This window comes from Hanamia caeni (assembly GCF_003721595.1).
GTDB classification, from domain to species: domain Bacteria; phylum Bacteroidota; class Bacteroidia; order Chitinophagales; family Chitinophagaceae; genus Ginsengibacter; species Ginsengibacter caeni.
The window spans coordinates 1-16111 of the sequence record NZ_RJJR01000019.1 but is presented as its reverse complement, the minus strand read 5'-3'; the positions used below and the strand labels follow the sequence as shown (position 1 = coordinate 16111).

At 40.2% G+C, this 16111-nt stretch carries 11 protein-coding genes and 1 pseudogene; 11 read left to right on the top strand and 1 reads right to left on the bottom strand.

Annotated features, from left to right (window positions below; genetic code table 11):
* The first annotated feature begins 124 nt into the window (after positions 1–124).
* From EFY79_RS18685 to EFY79_RS18665, 5 genes are all read left to right on the top strand, one after another.
* Positions 125–904 carry an LOG family protein gene (locus tag EFY79_RS18685; RefSeq protein WP_233578052.1) on the top strand — a complete coding sequence of 260 codons (780 nt, stop codon included), beginning with the start codon at positions 125–127 and terminating at the stop codon, positions 902–904.
* Between the two features lie 336 nt (positions 905–1240).
* Positions 1241–4183, top strand: a complete 2943-nt coding sequence (locus tag EFY79_RS18680) for a SusC/RagA family TonB-linked outer membrane protein (protein WP_123122270.1) — start codon at positions 1241–1243, stop codon at positions 4181–4183.
* A gap of 18 nt (positions 4184–4201) precedes the next feature.
* A complete protein-coding gene (locus EFY79_RS18675) occupies positions 4202–5929 on the top strand; it encodes a RagB/SusD family nutrient uptake outer membrane protein (RefSeq protein WP_123122269.1) in 1728 nt (575 codons plus the stop codon).
* A 39-nt stretch (positions 5930–5968) separates the two neighbouring features.
* Entirely contained in the window at positions 5969–6442 is a 474-nt protein-coding gene (locus tag EFY79_RS18670) for a SusF/SusE family outer membrane protein (protein ID WP_123122268.1), read from the top strand.
* Between the two features lie 278 nt (positions 6443–6720).
* Positions 6721–9966 carry a TIM-barrel domain-containing protein gene (locus EFY79_RS18665; protein ID WP_123122267.1) on the top strand — a complete coding sequence of 1082 codons (3246 nt, stop codon included), beginning with the start codon at positions 6721–6723 and terminating at the stop codon, positions 9964–9966.
* Positions 9967–10210: 244 nt separating this feature from the next.
* On the opposite strand, the gene EFY79_RS18660 is transcribed toward EFY79_RS18665, so the two are convergent.
* The gene (locus EFY79_RS18660) at positions 10211–10555 is read right to left on the bottom strand and encodes a winged helix-turn-helix transcriptional regulator (protein WP_123122266.1); all 345 of its coding nucleotides are present in this window, start codon (positions 10553–10555) and stop codon (positions 10211–10213) included.
* A 103-nt stretch (positions 10556–10658) separates the two neighbouring features.
* Between EFY79_RS18660 and EFY79_RS18655 the strand changes: the two genes are divergently transcribed.
* The 6 genes and pseudogenes from EFY79_RS18655 (at position 10659) to EFY79_RS18630 (ending at position 15924) form a co-directional block, all read left to right on the top strand.
* Positions 10659–11426, top strand: a complete 768-nt coding sequence (locus EFY79_RS18655; RefSeq protein WP_123122265.1) for an SDR family NAD(P)-dependent oxidoreductase — start codon at positions 10659–10661, stop codon at positions 11424–11426.
* 71 nt (positions 11427–11497) lie between these two features.
* The gene (locus tag EFY79_RS18650; RefSeq protein ID WP_123122264.1) at positions 11498–12121 is read left to right on the top strand and encodes an NADPH-dependent F420 reductase; all 624 of its coding nucleotides are present in this window, start codon (positions 11498–11500) and stop codon (positions 12119–12121) included.
* 109 nt (positions 12122–12230) lie between these two features.
* Positions 12231–12989 (top strand): SDR family NAD(P)-dependent oxidoreductase, encoded by a 759-nt coding sequence (locus EFY79_RS18645; RefSeq protein ID WP_123122263.1) that lies wholly within the window; start codon positions 12231–12233, stop codon positions 12987–12989.
* A gap of 188 nt (positions 12990–13177) precedes the next feature.
* Positions 13178–14313 (top strand): annotated as a pseudogene (locus EFY79_RS18640) (FAD-dependent oxidoreductase).
* 286 nt (positions 14314–14599) lie between these two features.
* On the top strand, positions 14600–15052 hold the full coding sequence (locus EFY79_RS18635; protein WP_123122261.1) for a DUF2269 family protein: 453 nt from the start codon (positions 14600–14602) through the stop codon (positions 15050–15052).
* A 110-nt stretch (positions 15053–15162) separates the two neighbouring features.
* Positions 15163–15924, top strand: a complete 762-nt coding sequence (locus EFY79_RS18630; protein ID WP_123122349.1) for a DUF2249 domain-containing protein — start codon at positions 15163–15165, stop codon at positions 15922–15924.
* The last annotated feature ends 187 nt before the right edge of the window (positions 15925–16111 follow it).

Genomic DNA, 16111 nt, shown 5'->3' with positions numbered 1-16111 from the left:
GAGGGATTTAACGCAGGCCAAACAAGTATTTCATCTAGTAAAAACAAGGATGTCTATTATTTATCTTTCCAATTATAAACTGGATAATAAACCATCAAATCCTGTAAGTTTGAAAAAAAAGTGAATGACTACAGATAAAGAAATGACAACCGACCAGGAAAACAAGAAAAAGACAAAAACAGAAATTCAGTTTTTTGACAGTCCTCAAAACAGATGGGAAAATCTTATATACGCAATCAGCGTATTTGTTGAATTTATTAAAGGATTCAGGGCGCTGCATTTTGTAGGCCCTTGCGTTACAGTTTTTGGTTCAGCAAGATTTAAAGAAGATCATCTTTTTTATCAACAGGCCAGGGAACTGTCCGGCGAAATTGCCAAGTTGGGTTTTACGATTATGACCGGCGGCGGCCCGGGAATTATGGAAGCTGCAAACCGCGGCGCCAAAGAGGTTGGAGGAAAAAGCGTTGGCTGTAACATCGTATTGCCGCATGAGCAACATCATAATCCCTATCTTGATAAGTGGGTAAATATCAAATACTTTTTTGTGCGCAAAACTTTACTGATGAAATATTCTTATGCCTTTGTGGTGATGCCCGGCGGCTTCGGAACATTAGATGAATTTTTTGGGGCCATAACTTTAATCCAAACAAGGAAAATTAAATTATTCCCTATAATAATTTTTGATAAGGAATTTTATAAAAATATTGTGGAACACAATGAGGAAATGTTGAGAAGAGGAACCGTTTCCCAGGATGATTTAAATCTTTACCTGGTAACGGATTCGATTGATGAAGCGATTGAATACATTAAAGAAAAAAGCATCATTGCTTTTGGTTTGAAATATATGAAACCTAAAAAAGCCTTTGGTGGCTTTTTTGAAAAAGGGTTTAAGGAATTATTTTAATGCCTTGTAAATTTTTTCTCAGGTAAAACAGAAAGAATAATTGTTCTTATTTTTGTAAAGAATAATGTCCTGCATTTTTATTCTGCCACTTTTAAATTTAGCATTAGAAAATTTTTTCCAAATTTTTTTATGCATGAACATTCATTTTTTTTATTATAGAAAGGTTGCGTGTTAATTTTATTTTAACATAATGCAGCATGTTTGCCTCTTTAGGTGTCTTGGTTGATTAACGTGGTGTTCCTTTCCAAAATATTATATCCAAAGAAAATATTTCCAGTCATACCATGTTACGTATACATGTAATTCATCAAAAAAAATTGAATTAAAAATTGCATTATGAAAATAATTAAGCTGCGCGTTTGTACCCTTGTATTCTTTTTATTATTCTTTTCCGGTTATGCGTTTTCACAGGTTTCTGTAGCCGGAAAAGTCAGCGATTCGGCAGGAAATCCAATTGCTCATGCAACTGTATTAGTGAAAAACACCAATGTCGGCACTCAAACATCGTCAGAGGGAACTTTTACATTAAGTGCGCCAAACGGAGCCACTACGCTCGAAATAAGCTCCATTGGATATGAGACGCAGGACGTGCCCATAGGTAATGGCAACGTTTCCGTTACATTGGTTACATCAAGTACTGAGCTTGCAAATATTACTATTGTCTCAATCGGATATGGAACGCTTGATAAGAAAGAGGTGTCAAGTGCCATCACTCATCTTTCAGCCGATGATCTTACCAAAGTAGCGAGTAATAATGCGCTGATGTCCATACAGGGAAAGGTAGCAGGGTTGTCAGTAACGAATACTGCCTCGGCTGATCCTAATTCTTCGCCAAGTATCCAATTAAGAGGCGTGTCGTCAAGAGATGCGGGGCTGGGACCGCTGTATGTTATCAACGGCATACCGGGTGGAAATCTGGACAACATAAATCAAAATGATATCGAGTCTATTGATGTATTGAAGGGCGGTGCGGCTTCGGCGATCTACGGAACAAGAGGAAGCAATGGTGTAATTTTAATCACTACAAAAAAGGGAACGTCTACGCCTCATACTTTTTATGAGGGATATGCCTCATTTGATTATCCTACCAATCAACTGAATGTTCTTTCCAAAGCTGATTTCTTAAAAAATAAAAGGGGGGTAGACCATAACGGGAACACGAACTGGATGGATGTTGTAAAGCGGGATCCTTCATTTTCACAAAAGCATACGTTGCAATTTTCAGGCGGCAGCAGCAAAACAAATTATTTTGCATCGCTCGATTATAGAAACGCTGACGGCATTGATTTAAGATCTTCGAAAGAAGAATATGGCGCAAGAATCAATCTTAATCATACGTCGGATAATAATTTATATGCAATTACTTTTAATGTAGCGCCACGATATGCAAAAACAAACACCGCAGATTATAGTGGCTTCAATTATGCACTGACATTGAATCCTACAATTCCGGTATACGACAGCACAGGAAAATACAATTATATCACCACGGGATTTTTTGCGAATAATCCGGTGGAAGCCGCGAAAACAGTGCTTGATAAGCAGGAAATTAAAGAACTGGATATTAGTGGATCTTTCAAATTAAATATTCTTAAAAACCTGAATACAGTAGCCACCATCGGGCAAGTACACAGAACTTTCAGAGGTTTATTTTTTATTCCTTCTACGAATACGACTGTTATCAATGGAACAGGGCGCAACAGGGGATCTCAAAACCTGCAAGAAGATGATCAGAAAAGCTTTGAATGGACAGGAAATTATTCATTGGATGTTGGAAAAAATTCTTTTAAATTATTAGGCGGATATTCTTATCAACAATTTATGGCCTCAGGGTTCAATGCCTCCAATGAAGATTTTCCATCGGATGTATTAACTTTTAATAATATTGGCACTGGCTTGTGGAACATCGAAGAAGGTATTAACGGCGTGGGATCTTACAAAAACAGTTCAAAGCTTATCGCCTTTTTTGGAAGGTTGAATTATAATTTTGATCAAAAATATTATTTGTCTGCAAGCTTACGCAGGGAAGGCTCTTCAAAGTTCGGACAAAATAATAAATGGGGATATTTTCCTGCTGCTTCGGTTGCATGGCGTTTAGATCAGGAAGAATTTCTCAGGCCTGTTTCATGGTTGAACAGTTTGAAGCTGAGAGCCGATTATGGAGAAACCGGTAACCAGGATTTTGGAAATTATCTTTCTCTTGATACGTACAGCGGATATGGCTATTATGTTTTTAACGGCGTAACCTACCAGGTTTGGGGCCCAAGTCAAAATACCAATTATAACCTTCGTTGGGAAAAGGCGCAAAACTTCAATGTGGGTCTTGATTTTGAAATGTTTAATAACACGATTAGCGGCAGCCTGAATTATTACATACGAACCAATAAAGATTTGCTGGGATATTATTCTGTTCCTAACCCGCCAAATATTCAGGGAACTACTTATGCCAATGTAGGAACTATGAAAAATTCCGGCATTGAAATTCAGCTTGACGCAAAAATTATTAGAGGATCCGATTTTAATTATGATATAACCTTTGCCGGAGCCACCAACGACAATAAGTTTGTTTCCTTTTCGAACGAGCTATTCAAAGGACAAAAATATATTGATGTAGTAGGTATGCCTGCGCCGGGGTCTCCGGGCAATATCCAAAGATTGCAGGAGCAAATGCGGATAGGAAGTTTTTACACATTAAAATCTGCAGGTTATGATAAGTTTGGCCGGCTGCTGGTGTATAATAAAGAAGGAAAAATAATCCCTGCCAATTCCGCTACCAATGATGATAAACAGTTCGTTGGTAATGGTCTTCCAAAATTTACCGCAAGTCTTGGTAACACTTTCAGATATAAAAACTGGGACCTTGGCATTTTTCTGCGAGGCGCTTTTGGATATGATTTGTTTAATACTTACGCGTTTTATCTTGGTACGCCCGCCACACAATCTGATGCAAATGTTCTTACATCAGCTTATGACGGCAGCAAATATTCTAAGCTGACCAATCCGGCTACTTATTCCTCCTTGTCTGATTACTTCCTCGAGCCAGGCGATTTTGTAAAAATTGATAATGTAACATTAGGATACACGCAAAAGTTAAACACGAATTATATTCAGTCGTTCAGAATTTATGTTGCCAGCAGAAACCTGTATACTTTTACAAAGTTTACGGGTGGCGACCCCGATTTGATACAGGTGAACGGATTATATCCCGGAGTAAATAATTCCCTTTCTTATTATCCATCTACAATACAGTTATTATTCGGGATTCAACTCAATTTTTAATCTTAATATTCTTAGATAATGATACAAAATAATTATACAGGCAAAATATTAAAAAGTGCATTATTTGTTGTTTTACTGGCAGTGGCCGGTTGCACCAAATTAGATGAAACGTTATACGATAGAATCACCTCGGAAAATTTTCTGCAAACCAAAAACGATGTAACCCGTGATTTTTTGCGCGCATTTGAGCACAGCTACTGGAGCATCCAGGGAAACAACTTGTTTGCCATGCAGGAAGATCCGGGCGACCAGATAATGACAGCTAACCGCCAGGGCGACTGGTTTGATGGCGGCCAATACCAGCGCCTTCATTATCATACATGGACGCCAAATGATGGATATACAGACGGCGGCTGGGACGCTCTTTACCAGGGTGTGGATTTAGCTACTAATTCACTGGAAGACCTTGAAGCAATAAAGAACCCCGAAAAGTTCAGTATGACCCAGGTAGAACTCGACGATATGATAGCCGAACTTCATACGCTGCGTGCATGGCTCTATATCCGCCTGTTTGATCTTTATCGCAATATTGAAATCATTACAAAAGTGAAAGGCGAGTCCGAAGGACAGCCACAATCTACTCCCCAGGAAACTTTTGATTTTATAGAAAAAGAATTAATAGATGCAATTCCTAAATTACCAACCAACGATCAATTAGGCGAAAATACAATTGGAAGATGGACAAAAGGTGGTGCAGCGGCCCTGCTCGTAAGATTGTATTTAAATTCAAAAGTATATACCGGTATCGAACGTTTTAACGATTGTGCTGCTATGTGCCAGGATATAATTGACGGCAAATATGGAACTTATCAATTGGAAGACCGATGGGACGCTCCTTTTGATTATACGAACGGCCAGTCTAAAGAAACCATATTTGGTTTCCCTGGAAGTTTTGGCCTTACGCACTGGCAATACACCATTGATATGCAATTCGGTCTTTTGTCGTATCAGATTCCAAGGTATTTTGGCTTCACTGATTTTGGAGATGCAAATCCAAAATTTGGATTGCAACCAGGCCATGATGTTGATAGCGCCGAATACACATTTAACCTAGGAAAGCCTGTTGTGAAATTTTTTAATTACCCTGATGACTACCGATTAAAGCTTTATAGAAATCTGGGAAACAGTAAACGCGAAGGAATGTTTTTATTCGGCTATCTGCCTTATATCAATGCATCAGGAAAACAAGATACAGTTAGGGGGAATAAAGGATCTTATCCATTATACTTCAGAGACCAGGTAGGTATGTTTTTGGACGCAAAGCCCGGAACAAAAATAGCAGATAAGGAATCTGATATGAATCATGCTGATCATAATTCTGGTTGGTTTATGGCAAAGTATCCCTATTATCCAAGTGATGATCCGAATAAAATTTCATCCGCGTGGGCAGAGATCAGGCTGGCTGAAATTTATTATTCATTGGCCGAATGCAAATACCGCGCAGGCGATAAAGCTGCCGCTGCTGTTCTTTTAAATGCGGTTCGGGTTCGTAATTATCCTCCCGGTTCGCCCAGCTTATATAAGGAAGACGGCAGCCAGTTGGATGATCAGGAAATGATCGATGAATGGGGACGTGAATTTCTTGCCGAGGGAAGAAGGCGCACTGACCTGATTCGCTGGGGCGTATTCAATACCGGCACATGGTGGGACAAACAGCCGGATGCCGATAATCACACCGAAATTTATCCTATCGGCCAAAATGTTTTAAATAGTTCTCCCCAGTTAAAACAAAATCCCGGATACTAATAGAGAATCCGAAACATTTTTAAGCATAAAAAAAATATTATGACTCACATCAAAATAATCACTTTCCGGAAATTTTATAAGTTAAAATCCATAGCCCTGTTTTTTTCAATGGTGGCGCTGGCTGCGCTCAGCCTCACCTCTTGTAAAAAAGAAATTAAAGCCGGTGATCCGATAGCCCTTACTTACGACCAGGTATATATGGTGGGCAATGCTACTTCTATCGGATGGAGCATCAATGATGCAATTCCAATGACGCCAACTCCCGGAAACGCCGATGAATTTACATGGGAAGGCCCGTTGTTTGCCGGAGAAATTAAATTTCCAACAGCGTTGAGCTGGTCTTCAGATACTTTCATGTCTGCAACTCCGGGTCAGGCCATCAGTGATGATAAAGCATTACTCGCATTAAGCGGAAACCCCGATTATCATTGGGTAATCACAGATGCTGAAGCGGGCAATTATAAAATTACGCTTAACACAAAAGAGTCTACCGTCGTTTTTCAGAAGCAATGATAGGTGAGTAAAATTCAATTTAAATATTGAAAGGATATAGAATTCTTTAGGGAATACATTCATGATCACATCGTGAAGTGATCTTAAAAATTATTGAAAGAGAAATACGAATAGGAATAAGACTAGCAGTAAAAGGATAAATGGTTCGGATTTTAATTTTGGTTTATTGTGCGGCGACTAACGTGACTGTTACTCAAAGCCGCCATATAAGCGTATAATTATTTTACTTTTACATCCATTGTTTATTTCTTTATTAATTTTTATTACAAAACCTCCTGATGCGCCTGTTGCGGAATCATCTAATTTTATTTTTTTCAATTCTTATTTTACTTTCAATCCCTGGTTGCGTTTTTGCTGCTGCACCTCATATCCCGCCAGGCGATTCCATTTCGACCAGAATTATAGCTGCTGAAAAAATTAATCCGACCACCATTCAATTGGTATTTGCTGACAAGCACCGGATGACGATTGACTTTTATGGCGAAAATATTTTTCGTGTTTTTGAAGATACTTCAGGTGGGCTTATCCGAAGACCGGCGGCTAATCCACCGGCAGAAATTTTGGTCAATAATCCACGGAAACCCGTGTCAACGCTTACATTAGAGAGTACAGCAGATGAAATTACCATCGCTTCTTCAAAAATTGCTGTCTTAATTAATAAAAAAACTTCCTTATTCAAAGTAGAAAATAAACTGGCCGGTAAAGTAGTGCTTGCTATGCACGAGCCTGTAAAGTTTGGAGCAGGAAAAGTTACGTTGGTTTTGAAAGAAAATCCTGATGAATATTTTTTTGGTGGCGGCGTTCAAAATGGCCGATTCTCTCATAAGGGAAAAAGTATTTCAATCGTAAATGAGAATAGCTGGACGGATGGGGGAGTGGCTTCGCCAAATCCTTTTTATTGGTCAACAGCGGGATACGGTGTTATGTGGTACACTTTTAAGCCAGGTAAATATGATTTCGGTACAGAGAAGCAAGGCGAAGTTATTCTTACTCACAACACGGATTACCTCGATGTATTTTTTATGATTGATGATGGCGCGGTAAACCTGCTGAATGATTTTTACCAATTAACAGGCAATCCTGTTTTGCTGCCCAAATTTGCTTTTTATGAAGGGCACTTAAATGCGTATAACCGCGATTACTGGAAACAGGATTCTTCAGGAATTCTTTTTGAAGATGGCAAACGATACAAGGAGAGCCAGAAGGATAATGGCGGTATTAAAGAATCATTGAACGGGGAAAAGAGTAATTACCAGTTTTCAGCCCGGGCGGTAATAGACCGTTATAAAAATAATGATATGCCCCTTGGCTGGATTTTGCCGAATGACGGATACGGCGCGGGCTACGGGCAAACCGGCACGCTCGATAGCAATATCGCCAATTTAAAATCCTTTGGTGACTATGCGCGCAAAAATGGGGTACAAATTGGCCTTTGGACTCAGTCCGATTTGCATCCTAAAAAAGACGTAAGCGCACTGCTGCAGCGCGACATTGTAAAAGAAGTGCGCGATGCAGGCGTGCGGGTTTTGAAAACAGATGTAGCATGGGTGGGCGCCGGCTATTCTTTCGGCTTGCACGGCGTTGCAGATGTTGGCCACATCCTTCCTTATTATGGAGATAACGCCAGGCCATTCTTTATCACAGTGGACGGCTGGGCCGGCACGCAACGGTATTCATCTGTTTGGACAGGAGATCAAACCGGTGGCAATTGGGAATATATTCGTTTCCACATCCCAACTTTTATCGGGGCAGGTTTGTCTGGCTTGTCCAACATTACCTCAGATATGGACGGAATTTTCGGAGGTAAAAATCCGATTGTGAACGCACGCGAATTTGAATGGAAAACGTTTACGCCCATGCAGCTTAACATGGATGGATGGGGCGCAAATCCAAAATATCCGCAGGCGCTCGGTGAGCCAACTACTTCTATCAACCGCACTTACCTAAAATTGAAATCCGAATTGCTGCCCTATACTTACAGCATTGCTAAAGAAGCAGTTTCAGGATTGCCCATGATTCGGGCTATGTTTCTTGAGGAACGAAACCCTTATACACTGGGTGTTTCAACAGAATACCAATTTATGTATGGGCCTTATTTCCTGGTTGCACCCATTTATCAATCTACTGCTATGGACACTAACGGTAATGATATCCGCAACAATATTTATTTGCCCGAAGGAACGTGGATAGATTATTTTTCAGGCCGCGAATATACAGGCGGTGCTGTCATCAATAGTTTTGATGCGCCGCTTTGGAAACTGCCGGTCTTCGTGAAGCAGGGCGCAATCATACCAATGAACGCGCCCAATAATCACGTTTCAGAAATTGACAACCGTGTGAGAATTTACGAAATTTATCCATCGCAAAAGTCTGCTTTTACCCAGTATGATGATGACGGAATTACAGAAAGCTATAAAAAAGGGGATGGCGCTACAACCCTTATAGAATCAGGTGTTTCCGGCGATGTGGCGAATATTATTGTTCATCCGGCAAAGGGAGATTTTGAAGGTTTTGTAAAAAAGAAATCCACCATCTTTAAAGTTAATGTAACTGCAAGGCCGGCAAATATTGAAGTAAGTGTTGGCGGAAAGAAACAAAAAATTTCCGAAGTGAAATCACTGGAATCATTTGAAAAAAATAGCAACGTTTATTTTTATAATGCCGCACCCGACTTAAATGAATTTGCCACAAAGGGAAGCGATTTTGCCAAAATAAAAATGATTAAAAACCCACAGGTTTGGGTGAAGGTATCGCCCACTGATATCACTGTTAACGCTGTAAAGCTTCGTATCAAAGGATTTCAATTCAAATCAAAAGCTAAATCAGAAACTCATACCGGCAGCTTGGCAGCACCTGCAAATTTTCACGCGGCAGACAGCGGCAATACGGCTTATGCAATTACACTTAATTGGAGTGCTGTATCAAATGCAGACTATTATGAAATTACGTTTAAGGGTGTCCGTTATACAACTATAAGGAGCATTCATTTTTTATTTAATAACCTGCAGCCCGAAAGTGAATATCATTTTAAAATCAGGGCAGTGAATAAAGATGGTTATTCTGAATGGGCAAATGTTTCGGCTAAAACTAAAGTCAATCCGCTGAAATTTGCGATTCATAATATTACTGCCACATCTTCCGCGCAGGACGAAGAAGATTATGAAATCAGTAAGCTGGTTGATTTTGATGATAAGAGCATGTGGCATACAAAGTATGAACAAAAATCAGTTCCCTTTTCTATAATCCTTGATTTAAAAACGCTCAACCAATTAGACCGGCTCGAATATTTGCCGCGGATGAACGGCAGAAATGGTGTAATCCTAAAAGGTGCCGTTGAATACAGTATGGATAAGAACCAATGGATACCGGCAGGAAGTTTTGATTGGCTGCAGGATAATACTGCAAAGACTTTTCAATTTAAAAATCATCCCTCAGCGAGATTCATAAGATTATCAGTTTCCGATGCCGTAAATAATTACGGCTCCGGCAGGGAAATATATGTGTTAAAGGTTCCCGGCTCATAAAGCTACATGATGCAATCTTAGTAGATAAAAATTTGAATTGCCTGTTTCCTAAAAGGTGAACAGTGTTGCATAGTGTGTCTTACTGTTTATTTTTCTCCACTTATTATAGTTAGTATATTATTTTAGTTCATCATCCTATTGCCAAAACTATCGAAGGGGGCGCTGTGAGACAATCGTGAATTTTCCATTTCCTGTTCGTTGTCAGGTTAAGGTTTACCTCACCCGGACTGATTTACTTTCCCTGTTATGCAGTCTCCAGGGGCATGGTAGCGATTTCATATTTTATATTCCATTCTTTTATGGCTTCTAAAATTGGCAAAAAAGCGAGGCCTTTTTCAGATAACCTATATTCTACCCTTGGTGGTATTTCCTTGTAAGCCAATCTTTGCAATAATCCATCTTCTTCCAGCTCTTTTAGCTGTTCGGTCAATACCTTCCTCGAAATGTTGGGTACTATCGCGTCTAATTGGCCAAAACGAATGCTACGGGTGCCGATAACATTTATAATTATTGGCTTCCATTTATTACCAATAGTGCCAATGGCTCTCGTAAACGGGCAATTCGAATTACAAAATTTTTCGTCTCTCATGTTTTTAAATTTGTAGTTACCTAATAGTAACCAGAATAAACTATAATGGTTACAAAGATATACTATAGATGGTATCTTCGCGAAACAAATTTAAAACACGATAATGAGTAAGTTAAAAAACAAAGTAGCCGTTATTACAGGAGGTAATAGTGGTATTGGGTTTGGCATTGCCCGCGAATTGAAAAATGAAGGTGCTATAGGAGCTATTGTCGGCCGAAACCAGGAAACTTTAGACAGTTCTGTAGTTGAACTTGGCGAAAATTTTATAGCTATAAATGCCGATGTAACCAACATCGCCGACCTGGAAAGAGTGTTTAGGGAAACGGCTGAAAGATTTGGTAAAATAGACGTGATTGTGGCCAATGCAGGTGGTGCTGTTAGCGGAGTTGTATTTGGTTCTGTGGCAGATATTGGTGAAGCCACATATGATAAGACAATGGATTTAAACCTGAAAAGTGTTTACTTCACGGTTCACAAAGCACTGCCCTATATGAATGATGGTGGTTCTATTATTCTTATCGGGTCAAATGCAGCGCATCGGGCTTATCCTTCTTTTACGCTGTATGGTGCTGCGAAAGCCGCTGTAATCCATTTTGCAAAGGGATTTTCAAACGACCTTTTAGATAGAAAGATCAGGGTGAATGTAATATCACCCGGTACAACAGATACACCGGTATTTGACAAGTTCGTTCCTGCCGAACAATTGGAAGCTGTAAAAAAATATTGGGCAGATGCAATGCCGATAGGCAGAATCGGGCAACCATCTGATATTGGCAAAACAGCAGTTTTCCTGGCTTCTGATGAATCTTCTTTTATGCTTGGCGCTGAACTCCTTGTTGATGGTGGTCTCACCTATTTGTCGCCGGCTTAAATAATCATCCTGAACCAATTTTCATAGAATAGAAATCACATTATAAATAGAACTTGTAAAAAATAAATACAATGAGTACATCAGAAAACAAAGTAACAAAATACGCAATTATCGGTTTCGGCAATATCGGCCAGGCCCTGGCTAAATCGTTTGCCCGCAAAGGCATCGAAGTATCCGTTGCCACCACGCGCAACCCCGAAAGCTTCACATCCGAGGCGGCCGCAATCGGGACTACTATTATTCCTAAAACACTCGCTGAAGCGGTGAAGGCTGACATCCTCTTTTTGGCCGTCCGCTTCGAGTCGCACGCCGACGTCGCAAAGGCGCTGCCCAATTGGGATGGAAAGATCATCGTCGATGTGACCAACGCCTACGGTATACCTCCCGAGAAGTTGGGAGGACAGCCTTCTGCCAAGGTTGTCGCACATGCTTTTACTGGTGCAAGACTGGTCAAGGGCTTCAATCATTTGGTCGCTGCGGTGCTTGCCCAGGAGCCGGCCGTACACGGTGGCAGGAGAGTTGTATTCCTGGCGAGTGACGATGAGGGCGCTGCAGCGGAAATCGGTGCGCTTGCGGAAAAACTCGGTTTTTCACCCCTCCAACTTGGCGGGCTTTCTGAAGGCGGACTGCTGGTACAGGCACGCGGAAAAAGCTGGGGCCGGCTGATTTTTCAAGACCTGGTCAACTTCGCCTGATGAATCGCGATTGTAACTTTCGGGGAGCCATCGTTTTGCCTGTTACCCGGTAGCTTGCACAAGCTGACGGCTTCTTCAAATATTAACCCTCAAATAAATAACATAAATAATGAATAAATTAAAAAGTAAAGTAGCGGTAGTTACCGGTGCTTCAAAAGGAATAGGTGCAGGAATTGCAAAGGCGTTTGCCCGGGAAGGTGCAAAGGTTGTTGTAAACTATGCCAGAAGTAAAGAAGGAGCAGATAATGTGGTTAAGGAGATAACTGACAATGGCGGCACAGCTATTTCGGTGCAGGCCGATGTGTCGAAGGAAGCAGACGTGAACAGGTTGTTTGAAGAAACAACGGCAGCTTTCGGTGCCCTGGATATTTTGGTAAATAACGCAGCCTTTCACATTTATGAACCTATCGGACAAGTATCAGCAGATAGCTTTCATCAGCATTTCAACGTCAATGTTTTGGGGCCTATACTTGCCACCCAGGCATCTTTGAAACTGTTTAGCGATAAGGGTGGTAATATCATCAATATCAGTTCAGGTGCAAGCAAAATGCCTCTTCCGGCGGCCTCGTTGTACTCTGCAACGAAAGCGGCATTAGATGCGATAACAATTTCTTTGTCCAAAGAACTGGGTGCAAAAAATATTCGCGTCAATTCTATTTTACCGGGTGCCACGGAAACAGAAGGTGCACGCAATGCAGGTGTTACTACCGGAAGTGAGTATGAGAAAATGTTTATTGCCAATACACCACTTGGCCGCAGAGGTCAGCCGGAAGATATTGCGAAAGTTGCTGTATTCCTGGCTTCTGATGATGCGGCCTGGATTACGGGAGAGCAAATTTCCGTTTCAGGTGGCATGTATGGTTTTTAAATATAGTAAGCTCAAAAGATATAAGGCCTTTGGTACAAAAGCTACAAGCACTTAAATTGTTTGTGGCTTTTGTTTTCAAACGAAAGCTCTTAAAAATTTTATAATCACTAATTGCAGCTACATTTACACGGTGGAAATGGGAAATTATTTTCCTTATAATTATGAATGGTTGAAGGCACAAACGAAATATGAATTTACTAAACGATAAAAAAGTGCCATCATCGGTGCAGGGCCGGTTGGACTGACAATAGCTAAATTATTGCAGCAAAATGGCCAACACATAACCGTTTACGAAAGAGACACAGACCCGCAAGCAAGAATTTGGGGCGGAACGCTTGACCTTCACAAAAGTTCCGGCCAAAAAGCCATGAAAAGAGCGGGCTTGTTACAGACTTACTATGACCTCGCCTTGCCGATGGGAATCAACTTTGCAGACGAAAAAGGCAACATTTTATCAACGAGAAGACCAACACCTGAAGACCAGTTTGACAATCCCGAAATAAACCGAAATGCCTTAAGGAAAATGTTGCTCGACAGTTTGAAAACCGATACAGTTGTTTGGGACAGAAAACTTACAGGACTTGAACAGCAGGGCGAAAAATGGATTTTGCATTTTGAAAACAAACCGGGTGCAACCGCAGATTTTGTTATCATAGCGAATGGCGGGATGTCCGGCGCAAGGAATTTTGTTTCCGACAGCGAAGTGGTACAAACAGGTACTTTTATTATACAAGGCGACATTCATCAACCTGGAACAAACTGTCCTGATTTTTTTCAATTGTGCAACGGTAACAGGCTAATGACTGCATCTCAAGGCAATCTATTAGTGGCAAACCCATTCAATAATGGTGTATTATCTTATGGTATCATTTTCAAAAAACCACAAGAATGGGATAACGGAAACGCATTAGATTTTCATAATACAGAAAGTGTTGTTGCGTTCCTTTTAAAGAGACTTTCAAATTGGAGTGAAGAATACAAACAGCTAATTCGTTCAACTAGTTTTTTTGTTGGTTTGCCAATAAGAAAATTTCCATTGGATAAACCCTGGAGTAAAAATCGTCCATTGCCGATAACACTAATTGGTGATTCAGCCCATTTAATGCAACCTTTTGCCGGACAAGGCGTAAACATCGGGCTAATGGATGCTTTAATTTTGTCAGAAAATCTTACGAACGGAAAATTTGAAACCATCCAAGGTGCCATTGATGATTATGAACAAAAAATGTTTGTTTACGCAAGAGAGGCACAATCGGAATCAAGTAAGAATGAAATAAAAATGGGCAATACCGACTTTACATTCCAACAACTCATCAATCCGTAAATTAACAGAAAAACGCAAACACAAGATTTTTGCGTTTAGCATTTCTCGGATAAGTAACGAATACCACAAGTGGGAGAGGTGCGCCTGTTTTAATTTTTAATTGACCTCGCAGATTTTCTTAGAAGGCTTGCCGAACGAAAATAAAAATCTTCTTTAAATATCTGTTTACTGCCGGATACATTTCTATCAGAATTACCCTGATAGACAATCATCTTATTCCCAAATTCGATAAACAGAATACTTTTTTATTAGGAAGTTTGCATTGATTCACCGGTGAGTTTTACTTATGACGTTTTACAGGTTTCTTTTATTAATCCATGTCTTTTCTGCCATCCTGGGTCTTGGGCCTGGCTTCGTAATGATTTATATTGTTACAAGGGCAAATACTATGACTGAATTAAAGCACGCTTATTTAATCCGGAACAGGCTTCACATTTTTGTAATGATTGGCGGAACATTGCTCATTATAACCGGCCTTTGGATGGGCGCGCTGAATAATTATCTATTCCGGCAGGGATGGTATGTTACCAGCCTCATTTTGTTTTTGATTGCGCTGGCATTTGGGCCGTTGGTGCTGTCGCCACGCTCAAAGCCTATTAAGAGATTATTAAAAATACATGAGGGCGATGTAATTCCGCCAGCGTATTACAAAATGGCTGGCAAACTGTTTCTCTTTGAAAGAATTGAAAATGTAATTTTTTTGACAATAATCGTTTTGATGGTGCTAAAACCATTTTAAGGCCGGCCGCAAAATAAAGGCATATTGTAAATTATTTGCAATCATTAAATCGTAAAACTTACCTGCATCAGATCAAAAAAGTAATCTACAAAAGCAATAAAATCAATACTATGAATGAGGATATTAAAACAACAGAGGAATTAGACGTTCGGGTACTTGTCCCGATTGAACGCCATAAAAAACTTATAAAACTTTTTGGTGAGTTGCCGGCAAATCAAAGTTTTATTTTTATAAACGATCATGACCCCATACCGCTCTATTACGAATTTAAATCCATTTACGGCGACGTAGTGGGTTGGGAATACCTCAATCGCGGCGGGCGGGAATGGAAAGTAAAAGTAACGCGGACTGAAGCCTCCGGTGCCAGGGAATTAAAAGATGTAGCCACGCTTTTAGACCTTCGCAAAGCGGATAAAAAGTCATGGAAACAAATTGTTTTTCATCGCTACGGCATGATGGAACAAGGCACTACGATGGAACTGATCGCTAAGGAAAACCTTTCGGAAATCAGGAATATTTTTGAAAATAAATTTGCCGGCCAATTTGCATGGTCGTATAAAAAAGAAGTGCCTGATGAATATATTGTTCATATTAAGAAAGAGGTAAAAAGCGGGCTGGGTGATGATGGATTTTCGGTCGTAAACGAATTTGACTTACGCCCTTATCCACCTACGGAGCGGCATGAAATGTTTTATAAAGCGTTTGCAGATATTCAGCCGGGAGAAGCTTTTGAATTCTTTAATGATCATGATCCCAAGCCACTGTATTACCAGATGGAAGCGGAAAGCAAGGAGCCATTCAGGTGGGAATATCTTGAAAGAGGCCCGGAAGTATGGAAGGTGAGAGTCGTTAAAGTGAAGAGTGAAAGCTGAAAGCTGAAGGCTAAAGGCTAAAGGCTAAAGGCTAAAGGCTAAAGGCTAAAAGCTAAAGGCTAAGAGCTAAAAGCTAAAAGCAGGTTTAAACAATGAGGCTGTCTCAAAAGGATAGCCTCTTTTTTTTATTTTTAAATTTTAGGTGGGTTTATTCACAATTTGATGTAGATAAATTTTGTGTAGTATT